At 46.7% G+C, this 22,212-nt stretch carries 19 protein-coding genes, 2 tRNA genes and 2 rRNA genes; 2 read left to right on the forward strand and 21 right to left on the reverse strand.

Annotation, left to right across the window (positions count from 1 at the left end):
* Positions 1-41: 41 nt before the first annotated feature.
* Genes Q7U10_00670 through Q7U10_00680 form a run of 3 tightly spaced genes read right to left on the reverse strand, consistent with a single transcriptional unit; the run spans position 42 to position 2,864 of the window.
* Complete coding sequence (locus Q7U10_00670; GenBank protein ID MDO8281134.1) at positions 42-1,145, reverse strand: DUF4931 domain-containing protein; 1,104 nt, start codon at positions 1,143-1,145, stop codon at positions 42-44.
* Positions 1,146-1,174: 29 nt separating this feature from the next.
* Positions 1,175-1,960 carry an HD-GYP domain-containing protein gene (locus tag Q7U10_00675; GenBank protein ID MDO8281135.1) on the reverse strand — a complete coding sequence of 262 codons (786 nt, stop codon included), beginning with the start codon at positions 1,958-1,960 and terminating at the stop codon, positions 1,175-1,177.
* A complete protein-coding gene (locus Q7U10_00680; GenBank protein MDO8281136.1) occupies positions 1,914-2,864 on the reverse strand; it encodes a response regulator in 951 nt (316 codons plus the stop codon). The genes Q7U10_00675 and Q7U10_00680 overlap by 47 nt, the downstream gene beginning before the upstream one ends.
* 200 nt (positions 2,865-3,064) lie before the next feature.
* Between Q7U10_00680 and Q7U10_00685 the strand changes: the two genes are divergently transcribed.
* Positions 3,065-4,003, forward strand: a complete 939-nt coding sequence (locus Q7U10_00685; protein ID MDO8281137.1) for an FAD-dependent oxidoreductase — start codon at positions 3,065-3,067, stop codon at positions 4,001-4,003.
* A gap of 3 nt (positions 4,004-4,006) precedes the next feature.
* Here the strand turns inward: Q7U10_00685 and uvrB are convergent, their stop codons facing one another.
* Positions 4,007-5,998, reverse strand: a complete 1,992-nt coding sequence (uvrB, locus tag Q7U10_00690; protein MDO8281138.1) for an excinuclease ABC subunit UvrB — start codon at positions 5,996-5,998, stop codon at positions 4,007-4,009.
* A 138-nt stretch (positions 5,999-6,136) separates the two neighbouring features.
* On the opposite strand from uvrB, the gene Q7U10_00695 reads away from it, so the two are divergent.
* Positions 6,137-6,799 (forward strand): hypothetical protein, encoded by a 663-nt coding sequence (locus tag Q7U10_00695; GenBank protein MDO8281139.1) that lies wholly within the window; start codon positions 6,137-6,139, stop codon positions 6,797-6,799.
* Here Q7U10_00695 and Q7U10_00700 read toward each other — a convergent pair.
* The 17 genes from Q7U10_00700 to Q7U10_00780 all read right to left on the reverse strand — a co-directional run.
* Positions 6,796-7,326 carry an O-acetyl-ADP-ribose deacetylase gene (locus tag Q7U10_00700; protein MDO8281140.1) on the reverse strand — a complete coding sequence of 177 codons (531 nt, stop codon included), beginning with the start codon at positions 7,324-7,326 and terminating at the stop codon, positions 6,796-6,798. The two genes, Q7U10_00695 and Q7U10_00700, sit on opposite strands and share 4 nt — an antisense overlap.
* Positions 7,327-7,349: 23 nt before the next feature.
* A complete protein-coding gene (locus Q7U10_00705; GenBank protein MDO8281141.1) occupies positions 7,350-8,465 on the reverse strand; it encodes an ABC transporter permease in 1,116 nt (371 codons plus the stop codon).
* Positions 8,462-9,478 (reverse strand): ATP-binding cassette domain-containing protein, encoded by a 1,017-nt coding sequence (locus Q7U10_00710; protein ID MDO8281142.1) that lies wholly within the window; start codon positions 9,476-9,478, stop codon positions 8,462-8,464. Before Q7U10_00710 ends, Q7U10_00705 begins: the two co-directional genes overlap by 4 nt.
* A 3-nt stretch (positions 9,479-9,481) precedes the next feature.
* Positions 9,482-10,393, reverse strand: a complete 912-nt coding sequence (locus Q7U10_00715) for an efflux RND transporter periplasmic adaptor subunit (GenBank protein MDO8281143.1) — start codon at positions 10,391-10,393, stop codon at positions 9,482-9,484.
* A gap of 193 nt (positions 10,394-10,586) precedes the next feature.
* Complete coding sequence (locus Q7U10_00720; protein ID MDO8281144.1) at positions 10,587-11,723, reverse strand: metallophosphoesterase; 1,137 nt, start codon at positions 11,721-11,723, stop codon at positions 10,587-10,589.
* Between the two features lie 44 nt (positions 11,724-11,767).
* On the reverse strand, positions 11,768-14,887 hold the full coding sequence (locus tag Q7U10_00725) for an efflux RND transporter permease subunit (protein MDO8281145.1): 3,120 nt from the start codon (positions 14,885-14,887) through the stop codon (positions 11,768-11,770).
* A 5-nt stretch (positions 14,888-14,892) separates the two neighbouring features.
* Entirely contained in the window at positions 14,893-16,005 is a 1,113-nt protein-coding gene (locus tag Q7U10_00730; GenBank protein ID MDO8281146.1) for an efflux RND transporter periplasmic adaptor subunit, read from the reverse strand.
* A gap of 21 nt (positions 16,006-16,026) precedes the next feature.
* Positions 16,027-17,304: a TolC family protein gene (locus Q7U10_00735; GenBank protein ID MDO8281147.1), complete on the reverse strand. Its 1,278-nt coding sequence runs from the start codon at positions 17,302-17,304 to the stop codon at positions 16,027-16,029.
* Positions 17,301-17,882 (reverse strand): TetR/AcrR family transcriptional regulator, encoded by a 582-nt coding sequence (locus Q7U10_00740; GenBank protein ID MDO8281148.1) that lies wholly within the window; start codon positions 17,880-17,882, stop codon positions 17,301-17,303. Before Q7U10_00740 ends, Q7U10_00735 begins: the two co-directional genes overlap by 4 nt.
* Positions 17,883-18,026: 144 nt before the next feature.
* On the reverse strand, positions 18,027-18,914 hold the full coding sequence (locus Q7U10_00745) for a Fic family protein (protein MDO8281149.1): 888 nt from the start codon (positions 18,912-18,914) through the stop codon (positions 18,027-18,029).
* 140 nt (positions 18,915-19,054) lie between these two features.
* Positions 19,055-19,963: a signal recognition particle-docking protein FtsY gene (gene ftsY, locus Q7U10_00750; GenBank protein ID MDO8281150.1), complete on the reverse strand. Its 909-nt coding sequence runs from the start codon at positions 19,961-19,963 to the stop codon at positions 19,055-19,057.
* Between the two features lie 238 nt (positions 19,964-20,201).
* Entirely contained in the window at positions 20,202-20,429 is a 228-nt protein-coding gene (atpE, locus tag Q7U10_00755) for an ATP synthase F0 subunit C (protein ID MDO8281151.1), read from the reverse strand.
* A gap of 156 nt (positions 20,430-20,585) precedes the next feature.
* The gene (gene atpB / locus Q7U10_00760; protein ID MDO8281152.1) at positions 20,586-21,257 is read right to left on the reverse strand and encodes a F0F1 ATP synthase subunit A; all 672 of its coding nucleotides are present in this window, start codon (positions 21,255-21,257) and stop codon (positions 20,586-20,588) included.
* 154 nt (positions 21,258-21,411) lie between these two features.
* Positions 21,412-21,528 (reverse strand): 5S ribosomal RNA (gene rrf / locus Q7U10_00765).
* 51 nt (positions 21,529-21,579) lie between these two features.
* A tRNA-Ala gene (locus Q7U10_00770) sits at positions 21,580-21,653 on the reverse strand.
* 9 nt (positions 21,654-21,662) lie between these two features.
* Positions 21,663-21,739, reverse strand: a tRNA-Ile gene (locus Q7U10_00775).
* Positions 21,740-21,965: 226 nt separating this feature from the next.
* Positions 21,966-22,212 (reverse strand): 16S ribosomal RNA (locus Q7U10_00780); the annotation flags it as partial.

Consider the following 22,212-nt stretch of genomic DNA (forward strand, 5'->3'; position numbering starts at 1 on the left):
ATATTGGATAGTAAACCCGTAACCGGACTTGCCCTCATAATTTAAGGCAGAACAACATTCCTCAATTTCTCCGCGGCTGTTTCAGGACAGATCGTATTCACATAAAGTCCTGAGCCAAGTTCAAACCCTGTCGGGATGCTTGTGCGCGGGCAGATCTCGATGTGCCAGTGAAAGGACTCCGCGTTCCCTGAGTACTCTGTCCCGTGCGGCAGTGAATGCAGGAAGAAATTATACTGAACACCGCCGAGCACCGCATTCAGGCGCGCCATTGTTCTTTTGAAGAGGATCGCAAGATCTGCAAGGTCATCAGGGCTTGCGTCAAGATAATCAGCCTGATGCGAAAGAGGCAGGATATGTATCTCCCACTCATACCTGCTTGCAAATGGTTTTATGGCGACAAATTTTTTGCTGCGCTCAATGACAAACTGGCCGGCATTGACCCTGCGCCGTATCTCGCCTGATTCCCTGTCATACAGTATCGCCTCAAAGGTAAATGCCTCATCGATCAGGCTACAGAAGATACATTGATGCGAGGCCTCGTAATGCGCCTTGCTGCTGCGGACCTCGGCCTGAACATTATCAGGCACCACAGGCATTGCGATCATCTGGCTGTGAGTATGTCCGATACTCGCGCCTGCGGCAGGGCCGGAATTTTTAAAGACGAGAACATACTTCAGCCGGGCATCAGAATGATAGAGCTGCTCCATGCGGTCGCGGTAGAGTGAGAAGAGAAGCGTAAGATGCTCATCGGCCATTTCATGTATACGGATGCCGTGTGATTTATGATCTATGACCACCTCATGCCGTCCGTAGCCGTCAATGGTGTGCTGCAAACCAAAGGCAAAATTCTGGTTCACCCGGTCATCATCGAGCACAGGATAAAGGTTCTCTACGATGCGGAGTTCCCAGTCACCTGCGGCAGGCACCTGCATAATAGAAGCAGGTGTCATAGCCTCATTCCCCTGACAAAAAGGACAGGTCTCTACATGCGGCCGCGAATCATGCTGAACTTGCGCTTCCTCCTTCTTCGGCCGCATGCTGCGGGCTGTGGCAACGAGCACAGATTCACTCGGCACAATAGGATTGATCCGTATCTCACGGATATTTTTTATAGGCAAAGCAGTATTATCAGCCTGTTCTGTCATTTAAATCCTCCTGAATCGAGAGATAAGTTTTAGAATTTTATCAGCCTGAGATGCTGGCCGCTGCCAATCACGTCGAGAAATACCTCAACAGCGTAAGGGTCGAACTGTGCTCCGGAAAACTTTCTGAACTCGGATATCGCGTAATCTTTGCCGGGAGAAACTCTGTAGGGCCTGTCAGAGGTCATGGAATCAAATGAATCAGCAACATGGATGATTCTTGACTGCAGGGGTATCTCATTACCTTTTAACCCGTCAGGATATCCCTTGCCGTCAAAGCTTTCATGGTGGTGCCTGATAATAGGCACGATATCCTTCAACTGTTTGATCCCTTCAAGAATAGCGGCGCCCTGGGCAGGATGGCGCTTTATGATCTCATACTCCTCACTGGTAAGCTTACCCGCCTTATCAAGAAGCGCGTCATATGTCCCGATCTTTCCGATGTCATGAAGTATCCCTGCCAGCCAGATGTCTTTTAGATCGTCCTCGCTGAAATCCATCTTCCTGGCTATGATCTTAGAATATTCAGCAACTCTCTGAGAGTGGCCCTTTGTCCATGGGCTCTTTGCGTCAAGGGCATTTACCATAGACTTGACCAACCCGGTAAAAAGGAGTTCAAGCTCTCTGTAAGACTCACTGACATCCTCAAGCATATTAAAAAAAGCTTCCCTGTTCTTCAGGAAAAGAGCATCTTTATCGCCGTCTTCAGCTAAGACCCCGCTTTTATAAAGCGCTGCAAGTTCATCGAGCCCCGAAAGATCCCTGACTTTTTTATCTTCCTTCATGCCCCTCTGTCCTGTATTTTGAAAGCTCTTCATTTAACATCTTTATGTCTTTCTTTAATTCCTTCATCCTGAGTTCCCTGTTAACCGCCATTTCATAAAACTTCTCAAGGTCATCAACTCTCTTCTTGAGTTCATCTTCTGATCTCTTTATCTCTGTAATATCCTTCATATAATGCACCGACCCCTTGATCTCACCTGCCTCATTAAATATTGGTGATACGGAAATCATGAGATAACGTCCGAGGTGGTCGTCATTAATCTCTTTTGTTACGGTCTTTCCGGTCTTCAACATCTCAATATGCGCACAATCGGCGATCGGCTCGCTGAGGTTATGGAGAATCTCATAGCAGTGCCTGCCCACAATATCCTGTATCCGGACTCCAAGAAAGTCAGCCAGCGCTTTATTCGCTTTCACTATCCTGAAATCATTGTCATGTACGGTCACAAAATCAGCTATAGCATCAAATGTAACCCTCCACTCCTCAGCAGCATGAATTATCTTTTTTTCAGTCTCTTCCAGCCTTCTCTCCCGTTCCACTTCCTTAATGGCCTTACCCAGCACAAAAGGCAGTATCTCCATAAATCCTTTGTCCTTAACTATGTAGTCCCTCGCTCCCAGTTTCATCATCTCTACAGCTATCTTTTCATCACCATGGCCGGTGACAATGATGAAAGGGACATTATTATTCTTTTCTATAAGGGCCGCAATAAGTTCACTGCCTTTCATATCCGGCAGCTGATAATCAAGAAGCATCATATCGATATTATTGTCAGCTATTTTGGAAATAGCCTCCTTAGCGTCAAATGCAGACTCAACCCTCATACCTGCGCGCTCCAATGTCTTCTGGATGAGGGAATTCAGCCCCTGATCATCCTCAACAATAAGAATGCTCTCCTGCCGGCCAGGTTTACTTTCTGATCCATTCTCGTTTTTCATGGGATACCTAATTATAAATGTATCATAATTTTACTCGTTATCATATAGGAAATAATAGTAGGTGATTATAACGGTAGAGAAGAGAACAATTTTCAATCATGCCGATTATCTAACCATATAACAAACTGACATAAAATGGTAATTTTGATATAATTTATTACTTTTTATTAACAAACAATAGATCGATCCCGGAGGATGAGATGTCAGAGGAACTTTATGATGTAATAATAATCGGCGGCGGGCCGGCAGGCCTGAGTGCTGCTCAGTATGCGTCAAGGTCAAAGCTCAGGACTGTAGTTCTTGATAAATCTCCTACTGCCGGAGCGCTGGCATTCACAAGCAAGATTGTGAACTATCCCGGACAAACCGCGCCCATGAGCGGGACCGAACTTCTGAATATCTTCCGCAAGCAGGCTTTGGACTTCGGCGCTGAATATGTAGAGACTCAGGTCGTCGGAGTGAGCCTCGAAGCTGAAGTTAAAGATGTAATTGCTATGGACAAAATATACAAGGGCAAGGTAGTGGTCATCGCAACTGGTTCAATGGGCAGGAAGCCTTCCATAAAGGGAGAGGCGGAACTGTTAGGCAGGGGCGTGAGCTATTGCGCAATATGCGACGCGGCCTTTTACAAGGGAAGGACGGTCTGCGTTGTCGGAGATTCGGAAGAGGCTATAAAAGAGGCTGACCTTTTGACAAGGTTTGCAGAGACTGTATATTTAATAGCTCCGGCAAAAGAGATAAAAGGCGAACATCCTGCGCTTGATTCAGGCAAGATAAAAGTTCTCACAAACCACAAAGTGCTCTCAATTGAAGGTGAAGACGGAGTAACGGGCATCAAAGTGCTTAACTCTGAAACTTCTGAAGAGACTGAGATGCCTATGGACGGCGTATTTGTATACCTCCACGGAAGCCAGCCTATCGTCGACTTTCTTAATTTTTCCGTTGATCTGAGCGATGAAAAGTGCGTGCTTGCAAACAAGATGATGGAGACCTCGATCCCCGGCGTATTTACTGCAGGAGATGTCTCATGTACCGAAGTGAGACAGGTAGTTGTGGCAGCTGCCAACGGTTGCCTTGCAGCGCTTTCAGCAGAAAAATATATTCATCATAAAAAGAGAAGGAAGCTCGACTGGGGATAATCCTCATTCTTTTATTCCGATCTCGATCATCTTATTTCTTATCGCCTTTATTTTGTCCCTGAGTTGAGCGGCCCTCTCAAATTCAAGCTTCTGAGCTGCCTCTTTCATCTCTGACTCAAGCTTCTTGATGTCTGCCTCGTTTTTATATTCAACCATCTCTTCCGCAACAGCAGGAACTGTCCAGTAGTCAGCCTCATATATAGAGCCGAGAATATTCTTGATATCCTTTATTATCGACTTCGGGGTTATGCCGTGCTTCTTGTTATAAGCTTTCTGCTTTTTCCGCCTTCTCTCTGTCTCATCCATCGCAACCTGCATGGAGCCTGTGATCTTATCCGCGTAGAATATGACCTTGCCGTTGATATTTCTTGCAGCCCTGCCCGCAGTCTGAATCAGCGACCGCGAAGAGCGAAGAAAACCCTCCTTGTCAGCGTCAAGTATCGCGACAAGCGAGACCTCAGGCAGGTCAAGCCCTTCCCTTAGCAGATTCACGCCGATGAGTGCGTCGAATTTGCCCAGCCTCAAATCTCTCAATATCTCAACCCTCTCGATCGTGTCAATATCCGAATGCAGGTATCTCGTCTTCACACCGAGTTCTTTATAATGTTCAGAGATGTCTTCAGCCATCTTCTTTGTAAGGCTGGTCACAAGCACCCTCTCGCCCTTTGCCGCCCTCTCTCTGATCTCAGCAAGCAGGTCATCAAGCTGTCCGCTGACAGGCCTTATCTCTATCACAGGATCGATCAATCCTGTAGGCCTTACTATCTGCTCTACTATCCTCCGCTCTGATATTTCAAGCTCATATTCGGCAGGTGTTGCGGATATATAGATCACCTCATTTACTTTTTTCTCAAACTCGTCGAACTTCAGAGGCCGGTTATCGAGGGCTGACGGCAGCCTGAAGCCATAATCTATAAGCGTCTGCTTTCTTGACCTGTCGCCTGCGTACATCCCTCCTATCTGGGGTATGGTCGCGTGAGATTCATCTATAACGAGAAGGTAGTCATCAGGGAAATAATCTATAAGGCATGAGGAAGGTTCTCCCGGCGCCCTGCCGCTCAAATGCCTCGAGTAGTTCTCTATGCCGTGACAGTAGCCGAACTCCTTCAGCATCTCCATATCAAACCTCGTCTTCTCCTCTATGCGCTTCGCCTCAACCTCCTTCCCCTGTTTGAGAAAATATTTTATCCTCGCCTGCATCTCGTTATTTATTTCTGCAAAGGCATTCTGTATCCTCTCTTTAGATGTTATCCAGTGGCTGTTAGGATAGAGCACGGTCTTTGAGAGCCTTCTAATCACCGCGCCTGTGAGAGAATCAAACTCTGACAATGCGTCAATATCATCGCCGAAGAATTCGACCCTTATGGCGTTCTCTCCTGAAAACGACGGGAAGACCTCGACAACGTCTCCCCTCACCCTGAAATCGCCCCGCTTGAAATCTTCATCATCCCTGACATAGAGCATCTCAACCAGCTTCCTCAAAAATAGATCCCGCTCTATCCTCATGCCTGACTCAATCTGCAGATGCATCCCGAGATAATCTTCAGGAGAGCCGATGCCGTAGATGCATGAGACAGATGCGACAATTATAGTGTCATTCCTCTCAAGCACTGCACGCGTAGCAGAGTGCCTCATCCTGTCAATATCCTCATTGATCATCGCATCCTTTTCAATATAGGTATCAACTGTCGGAAGGTACGCCTCAGGCTGGTAATAGTCATAGTAGCTGACAAAATATTCAACCGCATTTTCCGGGAAGAACTCTTTGAACTCGCCGTAGAGCTGCGCGGCAAGGGTCTTGTTGTGGGCGATGACAAGAGTGGGCTTGTCCAAATTGGCTATCACATTCGCAACAGTGAATGTCTTGCCAGAGCCGGTCACGCCGAGAAGCACCTGATGAGCATGGTTTTTCAGCAGGCCTTGAGTCAATGCCTCAATCGCCGCAGGCTGGTCACCGGCTGGTTTGAAATCAGATACGAGTTTGAATTTGTCTATTGTCTTATTATTTGGCTGGGACATTACAGTATTCACATTATGTTTCAGATAAATTCAAATCAGCAATTCATATTTTAACATTTTCGCAAAAGGAGCTTTTAATTGTATAATTCATAAATTAGTTATCATGGAGACAAGATGAAAGAAGATATCTTCTCATATAATGAAGCGGTGAGTTTTGGATGGGAGACGATGAAGAAGAATATCAAATTCTTTGTCATCCTTCTCTTTATAGCCTTGCTTATCGTAGAGCTTCCTGGATTTATCGGGGATCTGGCAAAGAAACAAGGGCTGACCTTTGTAGGAATTGTCTTAATGACTGCAGGGGTTATTCTGAATTTTGTGGTCAAGCTCGGCTTTATCAGGATCAGCCTGAACTTCTGTGACGGGGTAACGAGCGAGTTTGATGAGCTTCTTTCATCCTTCAGCCTGCTCACGAACTACATATGGGCAACGATACTTTATGTTCTCATCATTGTCGGCGGGCTTGTGCTCTTTATCGTTCCGGGGTGCATATGGGCGGTCAAGTTCAATCTCTTCTCCTACTTTATGGTTGAAAAAGGGCTCGGGCCGATCGAATCTTTAAAAGCCAGCGCCCTTGCCACTGAAGGCGCCAAATGGGATCTCGCAACATTCGGTGTACTTATGCTGCTTATCAATGTCGCGGGATTTCTCTGCTTTATAGTAGGGCTCTTCGCTACTATCCCGACCACTATGCTCGCTTACGCATACGTTTACAGAAAGCTTGCGGCGCGTGCAGCATTGTTAAACGGGCCGATGCCGCTGAATCCTGAGATCTAAACGAGCTTCTTTAAAACCCTCTCATACGCCTCAAGATTGTTCCTGCCGAACAGGACAAATCTTATGAACTTTATTTCAGGATGAGCATTAATAAAATCTATCGCGGTTTTAAGAGCTATCTCTGCTGCATCGTCTATCGGATATCTGTAGGCTCCTGTGCTTATCGACGGAAAGGCGATGCTCTTAATGCCTTTTAATGATGCGAGCTGGAGAGAGTTTTGATAAGCATTACGGAGAAGCGTCGGTTCATTGTGTTTCCCGTCTCTGAAAACAGGCCCGACCGTATGTATGACGAACTTAGCTTTGAGATTACCGCCTGAAGTAATTACAGCTTCACCCGTTTCGCAGTGTCCTATCTTTATGCACTCCTCAAGTATCTTCGGCCCTCCTGCCCTGTGAATAGCTCCGTCAACACCTCCTCCGCCCAGCAGAGTTTTGTTAGCTGCATTCACTATCGCATCAGTGTCCTGCTTTGTTATATCGCCTTCAATGAGGGCGAGTGTGCTGTTGTTTATTTCGATTTCCATGCTAATTCATCCTAAGACTATGTTCACATATTCCTCTTAAACGTCAGTATCGCAATCACCATCATCACATTGGTGAAAACCAAGAGAAAGACAATGTCATTGAAGATAACATTCATGCCTGCGCCCTTGAATAAAACAGACTTGAGCGCATGCACGGCGTATGCTTCGGGATTTACTTTTGCAAACGCCCTGAGCCAGCCGGGGAAACTCTCTATCGGATATATCGCGCCGCTTGGAAAGAAGAATATTACATTCAGGAAACCGCTTGAAAGGCCTACGATCCTGGGATGTGTTGCCCTACCGAGGATGACGAACATGAGACTCAGCAGTGCGAGAGTGGTCAGCACTATTATCATCAAGATGGAAAACATCTGCTCTATGCCTTTTGAAAAAGGTATGCCTGTGATCAGCATGCTCGCTATTAATACTACAAAGGCTATCACAGTCGTTATCAAAAGGCCGCTTATGACAAGCCCGGAGACGATGTCAGTCTTGGACAGAGGTGTGAGAAGGTAACTCTCATCTATTCCGAGAAACCTGTCCATCACAAGGTTAAAGACCCCGGCAGTCATCGTGCCGAGGAATATCGCCATTATCACAACACCGGGCACGAGCGTCTGGTAGTAATCAACCATACTGTAGATCTCAATATTCCTGACATAGAACTCAGAAGGCTTTTCTCTTACAGAAACATGCTCCTCCCTTACACTGTTTAATACGCTGTTCACAAGCGCTTTGATCGTCACGGTGGAGACAGTATCGGTGTTATCAAGAAATAGTCCGACATCAGGTTCACTCTTCAGGTTCGCCCTCTTGGTGAAATCAGGAGGGATTATCAGAGCTGCTTTATATGCCCCGTTCCTGACGCCTGCAAGAGCGGCATCCTGATCATTGAGCATATGGATCGAGACAGTCTTTGCGCCTGCCTCGACAGCCCTGAGGTTATCGATCAGCCTTCTTGAGTAGACTCCGGAATCCTGGTCAACTATCGCAAGCGGAAGATCCTTAAGCTTTCCCTGAAAAGAGTTCCCGAGGATAAGAAGATAGACCATAGGCATGACAAGGCTCATCATCACAACAATAGGATTGCGTATGAACTTCTTGATGTCTCTCTCAATAACAGCGAGTAATCTGGTCATCTTGAAAGTTTTTGAGGCAGGCCGGCGCCGACAAAGAAGTTTATCTTCTTTGCGCCTTCCTCGCGTATTGATTTTCCTGTGTGATGTATAAATACATCTTCAATGGACAACTGGTGAATGTTCACTGACGTCACTATCCCGCCTGCTTCTTTCACACTATCAACAAGGGGGGAGAAATCAAGAGCTCCGTTATCCACATATACCCGCAGAGTAGCTCCGTCTATAATGACATTATGGACAAACGGCAGCCCTTTTATCTTATCTTCAACATGGCTGATCTTTGAAATATCAGATAGCGTAAGGTAGATTATGTCATTGCCCGGAAGTTCAGATTTCAGCTTTGCCGGAGAATCAAGCGCTATTATCTTTCCGTTATCAATGATAGCCAGCCTCTCGCACAATGCCTCAGCCTCTTCCATATAATGCGTGCTCAGGAATATTGTGAGAGAGTAATCTTTTCTGAACTTCTCAAGGAACTCCCACACAACGCGCCTGCTCTGAGGGTCAAGGCCTATGGTTGGTTCGTCAAGAAAGAGCACCTTAGGCGCGTGGACGAGAACGCGCGCTAGCTCAAGCCGTCTGCGCATACCGCCCGAGTATGTCGCGACAAGGTCATTCTGCCTGTTGGACAGGCCGATGATCTCAAAGAGATTCTTTATCTTTTCCTTCCGCTCCCTCGATGGTATGCTGTAAAACCTGCCGTACAGGTCCATGTTCTCATACCCTGTCAGGTCAAGGTCGCTTGTCAGGGCCTGCGGAACAACTCCTATCTTCTTTCTTACTTCCTGGGGAGACACAGATACATCAATGCCTGCAACAACAGCCTTGCCGCTGGTGGGTTTAAGCAAAGTAGTGAGCATCCTGATAAGCGTCGTCTTGCCTGCTCCGTTAGGCCCGAGAAAACCGAAGAACTCGCCTTCAGGAACATTAAAACTAACATCGTCCACTGCGGCAAGAGAGCCGAACTTCTTGACCAGTCCTGAAACCTCTATGGCATTTTTTGCATTGACCATATCTTATCTCTTAAAAGGGATATCAGCATTAACCGTCATGCCGGGCTTAAGCATCTTTTCCGTATCATCAACCTTTATCTTTATATGGAAGGTCTTTATATCCTGCTGCCCGCTCTTAACATCTCTTTGAGTGGCGAACTCAGCGTACCTCCCTATCTCAAAAACCTTTCCCTTGATCGTCCTGCCGGGCATCGCATCGGTGCTGATGACCGCATCATCTCCGATGGCGACCGTTCCGAGCTTGGTCTCCTCAACATCAATCCTCACCCAGATATCATTCATATCAACAAGTGAGATAATTGAAGCGCCAGGGGAGACGAACTCTCCCGGCTCGATCGATCTGTAAACTACAGTTCCGGATATCGGCGACTCAATGACGATGTCCAGCAATTGTGCCTTCCTGACCGACAGCATCGCCTCAGCTTCATTCCGCCCGGCTACTGCAGAAGCCAGGCCGCTGAGAGTTGCCTTGTAATTTGCCGCTGCTGTGCTGCTGTTTCTTTCTACAATGTCAAAGTCAGACTGAGATACTAGGCCTTCTTTCAAAAGTTCTCCCTTTCGTTTGAGCTGCGCGGATGCCTCGTCCATAGCTGCTCTTGCCGCCTCTCTCTTTGCTTTGGCAGTCTCTATATCCGCCGCAGCCCTCTGCACTGAGGCTTCTGCCTGTTTAATAAGCGCATCAAGATCGTTATTTTCAAGCCGCGCAACAAGCGAACCTTTGTCAACAGAATCCCCCTCATTACAACATAGAAAAGAGAGCTTCCCTGCGACCTTTGATGTAATGTTGACCTCAATAGCCTGGACGATGCCGGCTTTGCTGATAGACGTAACCGGCTTGTTATTCGCTTTGCGAAAGTAAAGAACAGCAGCTATCACTATTACAATAAGAACTAATATGGACAATCGTTTCTTCATCTCTTCACCTCATTAAAAAAATTCTTCAGCTTTCTCCGATTATTGTTATTCCGGCTTGTCCGGAATCTTCCCCTCTAAAAAGAGGGGTTAGGGGTGTGTTTTATTTCAACATCCCCCTGTGTCCCCCTTTTCTAAGGGGGAATTTACTAAACAAATTCCGGACAAGCCGGAATGACCGCACTATTTAATTTTATCATGCATTAACAATGTCAATCACAGTCACCTCCGGCGGGGAGAGAAAACGCACCGGAGGCCCTGCTGTTCCTGTGCCTCTGCTGGTATAAAGCGCTGAACCTTTTGCAAGTTTATAATATCCTGCGTAATAAGGATAGAAAGTCCTTATCGCAAAGTGAACAGGGAATATCTGCCCTTTGTGCGTATGGCCTGAAAGCTGAAGGTCAAAAAGCCCGAGCGATCCTTTATCAATATCAGGCCTGTGTTTCAGCAGGATTGTGAACAATCCTGTTTTGAACCCTGAAAGCATATCGCTCTCTTTCAGCATCTTTTTCTCTCTGTCCGGTTTCATGGCGTCGATCGCAGGGTCATCAACTCCGGCAATGTTGATGACATCCTTTACTGTCACTCCTTCTCCGCGAAGAAGCCTGAATCCCGCATCAGAGATATACTTATCGGCATGCTTCAAGCCTGAATAGGATTCATGATTGCCAAGCACGGCGTATTTCCCCAGCGAAGGCCTTATTGCATTAAGCTCACCTGAGAGATGATCAATATGATCCATCTCAGCGTTAAGCATATCGCCGGTTGAAACAATAAGGTCAGGTTTTTCTGTCTCAATTATTTTAATCACTTTATCCAGCATCTCTTTCCCAAGAATAATCCCAAGATGCAGGTCTGATATCTGGAGTATTCTGATTCTATTTAGACCATTAGGAAGTTTTGTTGTTTTAACGGTAAGTCTTTCAGTTCGGATCTTTTTCGCGTCAAAAAAACCATATGCCGTGAAAATTATGGAAACTGAAAGAGATACAAATAATATTTGCGCAGGTGAAAGGATAATACTTGCGTAAGCTTCACTAAATAACGGGGCTGAAATTTTTATTAAAAGGTTATAAATATCTAAAGAAACAGCAGAAGAGAAGAATATAATAAGCAGTGCCACCCACATGTGGCTGATCAATGTTACTTTCCTTGATTGGTTTCCTTTGCCTCTGGCAAAAAAATGTATTGAAAGAGGAGATGCCGCTAAAAACAGGAGAATCAGCGACAATAAAAAAGTTTCAACAGTACTGAAATTAAAGACGTCAGTTATCTTATAAAACAGATGTACATGAGCTGCGATAAATACTGTGCAAAAAAATAATAAGATCATAATGTCCTGACTCTTGCAGTGGTATTATATGCGGAATTCATTAATTACAACGCTGCGCTTTCTCCGCGGTCTCGAGAGGCGGTTTTAAACATCTTTCGTGTCTTGGCCTGCATCCTGTCCATATAGTAATAAACCACAGGAGTTATGTAGAGCGTCAGCAGCTGTGATACAAGCAGTCCTCCGACAACCGCAAGCCCGAGAGAGCGGCGTGAATCAGCGCCTGCGCCGAATCCGATCGCTATCGGCAGAGTGCCCATGAGCGCCGCCATGGTTGTCATCATGATCGGCCTGAAACGCACAATGGCCCCTTCATAGATCGCCTCAAGCGGAGTCTTGTTGCCCTGCCGCTCAGCCTCAAGCGCGAAGTCTATCATCATGATAGCGTTCTTCTTCACAATACCGACGAGCATGATGATACCGACGAAGGAGTAAAGGTTCAGGTCCTTGCCGAATATGAGAAGTGTTATGAGCGCTCCGAAACCTGCCGCAGGCAATCCTGAAAGTATGGTCAAAGGATGTATGTAGCTCTCGTACAGAATACCGAGCACGATATATATCACAACAATGGCAAGGAGCAGGAGCATGGCAAGCCCGACCGTTGATGCCTTATATACCTGAGCTGTCCCCTGGAATCCTGTTGTGATCGAAGAAGGAAGCGCCTTTGCCTCCTTCTCAACTGCTGCAACGGCATCACCTAATGGGGTGCCGGGCTTAAGGTTGAAAGAGATTGTCACAGCTGTTATCTGGCCGAGATGGTTAACAGATAAAGGGCCAAGTCCCTTCTTTATGTCTGCAACAGAAGAGAGCGGCACAAGCTGGCCTGTGTTTGAGCGGACATAAAGCATGCCGAGCGCTGACGGGTCCATCTGATACTGCGGCTCCAATTCCATGATCACCTGGTACTGATTTGTGGAAGAGTATATGGTTGAGACCTGACGTGCGCCGTAGGCAGAATAGAGAGTGTCTTCTATCTGCTGTGCTGTGATGCCAAGGGCAGCTGCACGGTCGCGGTCGATCTCAAGGTTCACCTGCGGATTCTTGATCTGAAGGTCGCTGTTCACGTCCTGGATCATGGCTATCCCGCGAAGCTTTTTCTCAAAGTCAGCAGCGTTGGCATACAGATCTTTTATGTCCGGGCTCTGAAGCACGAACTGATACTGCGCCTTGGAAAGGGTCGCTTCGAGCCGTATAGGCGGCGGGTTCTGCATGAACATCATAACGCCGGGAACACCCATCACCTTCGGCCTGAGCCCCGCTATTATCTGATCGGCATTCAGCTTGCGTTCATCCCGCGGCTTCAGCTTCATGAACATCAGGCCTCCGTTTGAAGCCACCCTCGGGCCTGCTGCGCCTACAACTGACATAAATGCTTCCACATTGGGGTCCTGAAGCACTATATCGGCAAGCTTCTGCTGATGACGCTTCATCTCGTCAAAGGAAATGCCCTGAGCCGCTTCGGTAAAGGCAAATATCGCGCCGATGTCATCCGGCGGAAGCAGGCCTGCCGGCATTATGGTAAAGAGCCATGCCGTTGCCGCTGTCAATGCAAGAGTAACCACAATGGTTGTGCGGCGGAAATGGAGAACTCCCTTGAGGGTCCTCTCATAGAGGTTGCGCATGCCGTCAAAGAACCTCTCCATGAAATTATATAGCCGTCCGTGCCGCTCTTCTCCCAACGGCCTCAGGAAACGGCTGCATAGCATCGGTGTGAGCGTCAGAGAAACAAATCCCGAGATGAGTATTGCAACAGTGATGGTCACGGCGAACTCGTGCAGCATCCTGCCGAGCATTCCTGCCATAAAAAGTATGGGTATAAATACGGCAACGAGCGAGAGCGTCATGGAGATAATTGTAAATCCTATCTCTCTTGAGCCGCGTAATGCGGCATCCATCGGCTTCTCTCCATGCTCCATGTGACGGACGATATTTTCAAGCATAACTATCGCATCGTCCACTACAAATCCGACCGACAGTGTGAGCGCCATCAGCGTTATATTGTTGACCGAGAATCCCAGGCCGTACATGGCGGCAAAAGTACCGATGATGGAAAGCGGCAGCGCGAGGCTTGGGATCACCGTTGCTGACACATTGCGCAGAAAGAGAAATATAACAAGGACAACAAGGGCGATGGTCAGGAGAAGTGTGAATTTAACATCCACTACTGACGAACGGATAGAGTCAGAGCGGTCAAAAAGGGTGTTCAGTTCCACTGTAGCCGGAAGCTGGCTTCTGAAACTTGGTATCTGCTCCTTAATGCTGTCCACAACCTCTATTGTATTGGTTCCGGGCTGGCGCTGTACCGCAAGAACAACAGCCCTGACAGACTTGCCTTTAGTGTTGTACCATGCGGCGACCTTGTCATTCTCAATGCTATCCATTACCACAGCTATGTCCTGCAGACGCACCGGCGAGCCGTCGCGATAAGCAACAATGATCGCCTTGAACGCTTCAGCATTATAAAGCTGCCCGCTTGCCTGGATGGTAAATGCCTGCTTATCCCCCTGCAGCCCGCCTGTCGGCAGGTTTACGTTCCAGCGTGACAATGAAGCAGCTACCTCATCAAGTCCGATCTTCCGGTTCGCCAATGCCTTTGGATCTACCTGAACACGCACAGCGTACTTTTGTGAACCATAGATCTGCACCTGTGCCACGCCTTTGATCATGGAGATGCGCGGCGAAATAATAGTGTCAGCGTATTCATTTACATCAGAAAGCGGAAGTGTCGGCGAGCTGAGAGTCAGATAAATTACCGGCTGGTCTGCCGGGTTGACCTTCTGATATGATGGAGGGCTCGGCATGTCCTCCGGCAGCTGCCGCGCAGACTTGGAGATTGCGGCCTGTACATCCTGCGCAGCTGCATCTATATTACGCTCCAGAGCAAATTTAAGAGTGATGACCGAAACACCCTGCCCATTGGTGGATGTCATGGCATCAAGGCCGGAGATGGTAGAGAACTGGCGCTCCAGCGGAGTAGCTACAGCGCTTGCCATCGTCTCAGGGCTTGCGCCCGGAAGGCTTGCGCGCACCTGAATGGTCGGAAAATCAATACTCGGAAGATCATTAACCGGAAGGATCCGGTATGCAAAGACCCCGAAGATCATTACCGCTATCATGACAAGGCTGGTCATGATAGGTCGTTTTATAAATAGTTCAGAGATATTCATATCTGTCAGTTGTTCTTTATCAAAACCTTTGCGCCGGGCATAAGCATCATCTGTCCGTCTGTAACCACCTCTTCGCCTGACGAAAGCCCTTTCTCAATGACAGTCATACCTTCATGTGTTAGTCCCGCTGTGACAGGGCGAAGCTCTGCCGTATCTTCCTTAATAACAAATACGAACTGCCCCTGCTGCCCTGTCTGCACTGCCTGAGAAGGCACGACCACTGCGTCCTGTATGGTTGATAAAGCAATCGTGATGTTAACGAATTGTCCGGGCCATAAAGCCATCTCCCTGTTCTCAAAAGACGCCTTCATTTTGATAGTCCCGGTTGAAGTGTCTACTGTATTATCTATAAATGTCAAAAGACCGTTTTCAGATATCTTATCTTCCTTGGAGAACAATGCCTCGACATTTAATCTCCCTGACGACATGTATCTTCTTATCTCTGCGAGGTCATGCTCCGGAACTGAGAAGCTCACATAAACAGGCTGTATCTGATTTATGATCACCATCGGATTATTATCATTTGCCTTGATGAGATTACCCTGGTTCACAAGAAGACTGCCTGTACGGCCTGCGACCGGGGCATAGATGTAACAGTAACCAAGCTGAAGCTTTGCATTCTCCACGGCTGCCTTGCCAGCTATCACAGTTGCCGCAACAGCATCAGCATTTGTCTGTATCTTCTCAAGGTCATTTCTGCTTACAAGATTCTCATTGAAGAGCGCCTTATACCTGATAAGGTCATCTTCAGCTTTTTTTGCAACAGCCATATCCCTCCTGAGATTGGCCTCAGCTATCTCATAAGTTGTCTGATAAGGCGCAGGGTCAATCGTGAAAAGCAGCTCGCCTTTTTTAACATCCTTCCCCTCATGAAAGCCAACGCTCAAGAGTTCACCTCCGACACGCGCAGTAATCTTGACTGAGGAGAATGCTTCAACTGTCCCCATGGCCGTTAACTGTAAAGGCACCGATTTATTGGTCACAGATTCAGTCGTCACAGGGACAACCATGGATTTAGGAGCCTGTTTCGGCTTCTCCTTTGAACATGCCGTAAGAAAAGATGCAGAGCAAACAGCAAAAAACAAACAGCATATAATTGTCAGGAACTTATTCTTCATTTATAAATTCTCCTTTCGCCCCTATTGATTGCCGGCTACAGTCTTTAAAAGTGTTCCGGTTGCGCGCTGCAATATTAAAAGAGCTAACTGTTGATCATACTGCGCATTTGCAAGCTGCCTTTCAGAAGTAACAAGCAGAGTGTTTGCATCCATGATATCTATGCTGTCAGCAAGGCCGTACTCGAACTGTTTTGTAACAGAGTTGTAATTGTCTTTTGCATATTCCACTTCCGAACGCAGTTTTTCCAGAACCCCTGAAACGGTTGCCAGATTAAGATAGGCGTTATCAACCTCGACATTAACAGAATCCTGCATATCCTGAAGCCTGTAATCCGCCTGCCTGAGCCTTGCCTCTGCCTGCCTGACTTCTGCCTTTCTCAATCCTCCGTCAAATAACGGATAATTAATGCTCAGAACTCCGTAAATATTTTCACTGTTTGATGAGCTTATAGACGGATGATCCTCTTTCTTTGAATACACTCCTTCAACTGAAAGGCTCGGCCAGTATAAGCCCTTTGTATATTTGATCTGCTTGTCAGCGATCTCTTTCTGAAGGCCAGAACTTTTCAACTCCGCCCGTTCCGATAATGCTGTCTGCTTCAGGCTGTCAAGAGTCATTGTTGATATTGCATACGGCTGATCTTCTTTCAGATCGAAATCATTGCTGATCCCGACGGTTCGTGCAAGGAGCACCTTTGTGAATTTCAGCGCATTGTCTGCCCTTATCAGATCCGACTGCGCGCCTGAGAGCTCTGCTTCAGCCCGCAGAAGAACTGTCTTGGTGCTCTCGCCGACCTTGAGCCGTATCTTTGCTGCATCCCTGTGTTTTGTCAGCCTTTCTACATTGGCATTTATTATCTCAAGCGCCTTCTTTGATTTGAGCACGTCATAATACGAAGTGGCAACGCTTAGTAAATAATTCCCCCTGACCGTATCAAGATCAAACCTGCTCTTTACAATCGTCTCTTTTGCTATGTCCATGGCTGTCAATTCCCTGCCGCTCATTGAGATGGACTGGCCCAACTTCAAACCCCACGCAGTGCTGTTATCAGGCAGTGAGCTGCCGCTATTGCTGTATTCAGTGCTGCTTCCGAATGCTGAGAGCGCAGGTGTCAGCACTGCCGTAGCCCTGTCTTTGTCGCGTTCAGAAAGATAAAGCTCTTCCTCTGCTATCTTGATGCTCTTGCTTCGCTCAAGCGCGATTGAATAAAGCTCGCTGAGGCTGTACTCCTGCGCCGGCAATGTCACGGGAACTGCGGCCATAAATAAAAACAGAAACAGAAGAGTTCGTTTCATCATATCGTATCCTTCCTTATCCCTTTAGTTATCAGATCATAAAGCGAGTCGCCCATCTTTTTTTCATCCCCTGTCTCAAACCTGAGCCTCAACAGGATGCCGCCTCTTATACACGCGAATATCATCAAGGCTGTATCATCAATATCAAGAGGCCTGAAATCTTTGCTCTTTATCCCGGCTTTAAGAATATCCATTATTATGTCGTGCTGTGTCTTTAAAAAGTTTTTCCTGAACGGCTTTAAAAACGGCATGTCATGTTCCTTGATTAAAAGAGAGATGAGCTGCTTCTTTTTAAAAGCGACTTCAAGGTTTGTATCAATATATATTTTTAACGCCTTGAGCGGCGGCTGCGAAGAAAGGCTTTTTGTAAACTCGCTGAAATCCTTTGTCTGATCCTTTATCAGCTCAAGGCAGACTTCCTCTTTACTTTTGAACCTCAGGTAAAGCGCGCCGACACTAAGCCCGACCTCCTGCGCTATATCGGTCATCTTCGTGCCAGAATATCCCTTTGAAGAAAAGAGCTTCAGAGCAGCCTTCAATACCCTTGTTTTGGAAACATTATTAGATGAACGCTGATTCATATGAACGATGGTTCAGTTTATAACAGTTGCGAAGGGGATGTCAAACAGGATGGTTGGAATTTATATGCAGCTTGTTATGCCATGACCTGCGGCTTCCAGCACTTGGTCAATATGTTCTACTTTTGTCTCGGATTTGTTCATAAATTATTTTTGCTTCTGCTTTACGCCAATCTTCCAGATGCCTTTTTCAAGAAAGGCTTCTATGGTTTGGCGGTTTGCCTTATTTATCAAATTCGAGTGTGATACTTTATGCTTTTTTGCATATTCAACAAGCGTCATGATGTGCGCGCCTTCCAGATAGGCAAGCCTCTTGTGATAACTGTTAGTAAGCGCCTTGCCGACTATTTCCTCCATGATCTTTGCAGCGCCTTTTTCGTCAAATTCCTTAAACGCCTCGTAATACATTTTCCTGTCAATGAATTTAATATTTACCGGCACAAAACCTTCCCGTATAAGCAGATAATTATTCAGTACTCTTCCGATGCGGCCATTGCCGTCAACAAACGGGTGTGTGTGTTCAAAAGTAAGATGCAGCAGCGCAATACGTTTTATAATATTTTCATGGCTGTCAGCGTTATACCTCGCAAGCATTTTTTCCAATCTTCCATCCACTTCTTTCGGGTCCGGCGCAATGTGGCTGGCAACCCTGACCCATTCACCGTCCTTGCGAAATCTTCCGGCGATATCATCCCGGATATTCGCTATAAGCATTTTGTGAAGCGACAGAATAACCTCAAGAGTCAGCTCTTGCTCTTTGGCTTTTGTATCGATATATGAAACTACACGCGCAAGATTTTTGGCTTCAAAGATTTCTCTCTCGGTTATGTATCTGTCCAGGTCTATTTGCAAAAGGATTTTTTCTGTTTCTTCAAGAGTGAGGGTGCTGTTCTCGATGGCATTGGAGTTATACACCTGCTCAGCGACCTCTGCTTCGCTCAGTAATTTTATAAGCGATTGTTTCCCGGCAGACGCGGCATAATACCGCTCTCTGAGGCGGCTGATTGTATTAAATACGTGTAATACTTTTGCCATAGCTTAAAGTATATACAAATTCACTCTTTTGTCAACATAACCGTGAAAAACCCACAATAAACTGACATTTTTCACGATTTTGAGCTACAACTCAACAGGAGATTCATTAAATAAATATACAAAAAAAAGGAAAGAACGCTTTACTCACCGAACAAGGCATCAACAAACTCCTGAGGGTTGAAGTCCTGAAGGTCTTCGACAGCCTCACCCACGCCGATCAGTTTGACTGGTATCCCGAGCTCTTTATTTATTGCGATTATGATGCCGCCCTTTGCAGTGCCGTCAAGCTTTGTGAGCGCTATGCCTGTCACGCCGACGGTCTCATTGAACATCCTTGCCTGGTTTATCGCATTCTGCCCTGATGTCGAGTCAACTACGAGAAGCACTTCATGAGGTGCAGAGGCATGTTCTTTAGCTATAACGCGTTTTATTTTTTTAAGCTCTTCCATGAGATTTGATTTAGTATGAAGCCTGCCGGCGGTGTCGATTATCACAACATCAACACCTTTTGACTTTGCAGAGGCTATAGCGTCAAATGCTACAGCTGCGGGGTCTGCTCCGCTGCGGTGCTTTATGATATTCGCGCCGGCCCTGTCAGCCCATATCTCAAGCTGTTCGATCGCAGCAGCCCTGAATGTATCACCTGCGGCAAGGGTCACTGAAAAACCATGATCAGTAAAACGCCGGGCAAGCTTTCCGATGGTGGTCGTCTTGCCTACGCCATTGACCCCGACGGTCAGTATCACATACGGTTTTTCTCCTGAACACATTAAAGCGGGTCCCTGCTTCAGTATCTTCTTCACTTCCGCTTTGAATGCAGCAACAAGGTCCTTCTCATTTTTGATGCTGTCCTGCCTGGCCCTTTCCCTTAAGGCTCCTGTTATTGCACCGGCAGCCAGAGGCCCTATATCAGCCATGATGAGCAGGTCTTCAAATTCATCAAGAAGGGCGTCATCCACCTTTCTTCCCTTAGCGAGCTTTTCAGTGTCTTCTATAAGAAACTTCTTGGTCTTTAATAGTCCATTTTTAAGCTTTTCAAAAAAACCCACGATATTCTCCTGAAAAATAATTTAATTTTACCCATACATCGGGGAACAGCTAAAAGGAGATATTATCATAACGCCCCCCGCCCCCTCTTAACTTAAGATGGGGATATGAAAATATCAGTAAAAACAACCGTGGAATTTTAACAGGTTTGGATAAGAAATTGATATATCAGGAAGAGAAAAAAAGAAAGGCAGGATCTCTCCTGCCTTCCCATGACTGATTTATTAGTGAGCCTTTTCTCTATATGCCGAACGGATTTGCAAAGAGAACGATAAGTACGACAACAAGCGCGTAAATACAGAGAGACTCGATCATTGCAAGACCGATGATAAGGGTTGTTGTTACCTTACCTGAAGCCCCCGGGTTCCTTGCAACACCTTCAGCCGCTTTGCTAAGGCCGATACCCTGGCCGATGCCTGTACCAAAAGCAGCAAGGCCGATAGCAATACCGCAGCCGAGAACCGCCATTCCGAAATAAGCGAATTCTGCGTCTGTCTTGGCAGCGCCTTCAGCAAAAGCAGCAGGAGCCAGCAGGCATGTTACAGCAAGAGCAAGTAAAAATACAGCAAATGTCTTCTTCATTTTTTTCCTCCTTTCCTTTAAACTTTGGATTATTATTTATCTTTAATGCGCTTCCTCAACCGCACCAGCCAGATACAGAACAGTAAGCAGCACAAAAACATAAGCCTGAATTACAGATACGAGAACTCCAAGCCCCAATATTGCCGAGGGGATGATTGCCGGAGCCAAAAAAACCAATATCATGATTATCTTGTGTTTCGCGATCATATTCCCGAAGAGCCTGACCGCTAATGTCAACGGCCTGGCAAGATGTCCTATCACCTCTATAAAGAACATCAGCACCATCAGAGGAAATGCAACGATCGACCTCATGGGACCAACAAAATGTTTTATATAGCTGAGCTTGTGTATCTTGATCCCGTAAAAATGCGTAGCCAGAAAAACAGGTATGGCAAGAGATGCCGTCATATTAAGATCACTGGTAGGAGCCTCAAAGCCAGGGATAAGCCCAAGAAAATTACATGTAAGTATATAAAGGAAGAGTGTTGCGATAAGCGGGAAAAAGTAACGGCCCATATGGCCGATAGATGCCTCAGCCAGGTCAAGCAGAAATTCGACTAAGGTTTCAGCAAAATTCTGCACGCCGGTAGGTACCACTTTTAGTGATAGCCTTACAGCAACCGCAAAGACAAGAAGAATTATTGTAGCAATCCAGGCATATGATACTGAACCCGGTATTCCGCTGATATGAAAAAATAAAGGGAGTTCTTTCATCCAATTCCTCCAAAAATTGCATTAATAATAATCCAGCATATTACTGCATGTCAAGCTATGAATTTAATAATTTGAAAAACTTATAGGATAAGCGCCTATTGCTGAATAAACAAAGAAGGCCCGGTTTTTAAACCGAGCCTTCTTTTAAATTTTAATCCGGCGACTACCTACTTTCCCAGGGCCTCGCAGCCCAAGTATCATCGGCCATGGAGGACTTAACTGCCGTGTTCGGAATGGGAACGGGTGTTGCCCCTCCGGCATTGCCACCGGAAATTTTTCATACTTGGTGATGAACTATAACATTTTAAAAAAAATAAATCAATGGTGGAGGTGAACGGGATCGAACCGATGACCTCCTGGTTGCAAACCAGGCGCTCTCCCAGCTGAGCTAATTCCCCGAAAAGCTGGTGGGCCTGAGTAGATTTGAACTACTGACCCCACGCTTATCAAGCGTGTGCTCTAACCAGCTGAGCTACAGGCCCTCTCGAACTCTGTCGCCATCAGAACCCCACCGAGTCCTGATTTCAGAACCAGCCCTGACCCCTCGCCGTCGCCGCCCCCGCGTTTTCTGCGAAGCCGGCGCGCCGGCGAAAGAACCCGGTTCTCTCAAAACTAGACAGAACGTGTGCACATAACCTGTTTTCGTACCAGATCGATCATTGATTATCCGACTCCGCCCGCTTGCGCGGACATTGTCAGATGCTCTAGAAAGGAGGTGATCCAGCCACAGGTTCTCCTACAGCTACCTTGTTACGACTTCACCCCAATCACTGACCATACCTTAAGCACCTGCCTCCCTTGCGGGTTAGCGCAGCGATTTCTAGTACAGCCCGCTTTCGTGATGTGACGGGCGGTGTGTACAAGGCCCGGGACCGTATTCACCGTGACATTCTGATTCACGATTACTAGCGATTCCGACTTCATGGAGTCGAGTTGCAGACTCCAATCCGGACTA

The organism is Thermodesulfovibrionia bacterium (assembly GCA_030646035.1).
Classification (GTDB): domain Bacteria; phylum Nitrospirota; class Thermodesulfovibrionia; order UBA6902; family UBA6902; genus JACQZG01.

Excerpts from the sequence above, each read along its gene's own strand:
- Q7U10_00670 (MDO8281134.1), bottom strand. The coding sequence starts at position 1,145 with ATGACAGAACAGGCTGATAATACTGCTTTGCCTATAAAAAATATCCGT.
- Q7U10_00675 (MDO8281135.1), bottom strand. The coding sequence starts at position 1,960 with ATGAAGAGCTTTCAAAATACAGGACAGAGGGGCATGAAGGAAGATAAA.
- Q7U10_00680 (MDO8281136.1), bottom strand. The coding sequence starts at position 2,864 with ATGAAAAACGAGAATGGATCAGAAAGTAAACCTGGCCGGCAGGAGAGC.
- Q7U10_00685 (MDO8281137.1), top strand. The coding sequence starts at position 3,065 with ATGTCAGAGGAACTTTATGATGTAATAATAATCGGCGGCGGGCCGGCA.
- Q7U10_00695 (MDO8281139.1), top strand. The coding sequence starts at position 6,137 with ATGAAAGAAGATATCTTCTCATATAATGAAGCGGTGAGTTTTGGATGG.
- Q7U10_00700 (MDO8281140.1), bottom strand. The coding sequence starts at position 7,326 with ATGGAAATCGAAATAAACAACAGCACACTCGCCCTCATTGAAGGCGAT.
- Q7U10_00705 (MDO8281141.1), bottom strand. The coding sequence starts at position 8,465 with ATGACCAGATTACTCGCTGTTATTGAGAGAGACATCAAGAAGTTCATA.
- Q7U10_00710 (MDO8281142.1), bottom strand. The coding sequence starts at position 9,478 with ATGGTCAATGCAAAAAATGCCATAGAGGTTTCAGGACTGGTCAAGAAG.
- Q7U10_00715 (MDO8281143.1), bottom strand. The coding sequence starts at position 10,393 with ATGAAGAAACGATTGTCCATATTAGTTCTTATTGTAATAGTGATAGCT.
- Q7U10_00720 (MDO8281144.1), bottom strand. The coding sequence starts at position 11,723 with ATGATCTTATTATTTTTTTGCACAGTATTTATCGCAGCTCATGTACAT.
- Q7U10_00725 (MDO8281145.1), bottom strand. The coding sequence starts at position 14,887 with ATGAATATCTCTGAACTATTTATAAAACGACCTATCATGACCAGCCTT.
- Q7U10_00730 (MDO8281146.1), bottom strand. The coding sequence starts at position 16,005 with ATGAAGAATAAGTTCCTGACAATTATATGCTGTTTGTTTTTTGCTGTT.
- Q7U10_00735 (MDO8281147.1), bottom strand. The coding sequence starts at position 17,304 with ATGATGAAACGAACTCTTCTGTTTCTGTTTTTATTTATGGCCGCAGTT.
- Q7U10_00740 (MDO8281148.1), bottom strand. The coding sequence starts at position 17,882 with ATGAATCAGCGTTCATCTAATAATGTTTCCAAAACAAGGGTATTGAAG.
- Q7U10_00745 (MDO8281149.1), bottom strand. The coding sequence starts at position 18,914 with ATGGCAAAAGTATTACACGTATTTAATACAATCAGCCGCCTCAGAGAG.
- atpE (MDO8281151.1), bottom strand. The coding sequence starts at position 20,429 with ATGGCGGTTCTCGGCTGCGGTATTGCTATCGGCCTTGCTGCTTTTGGT.
- atpB (MDO8281152.1), bottom strand. The coding sequence starts at position 21,257 with ATGAAAGAACTCCCTTTATTTTTTCATATCAGCGGAATACCGGGTTCA.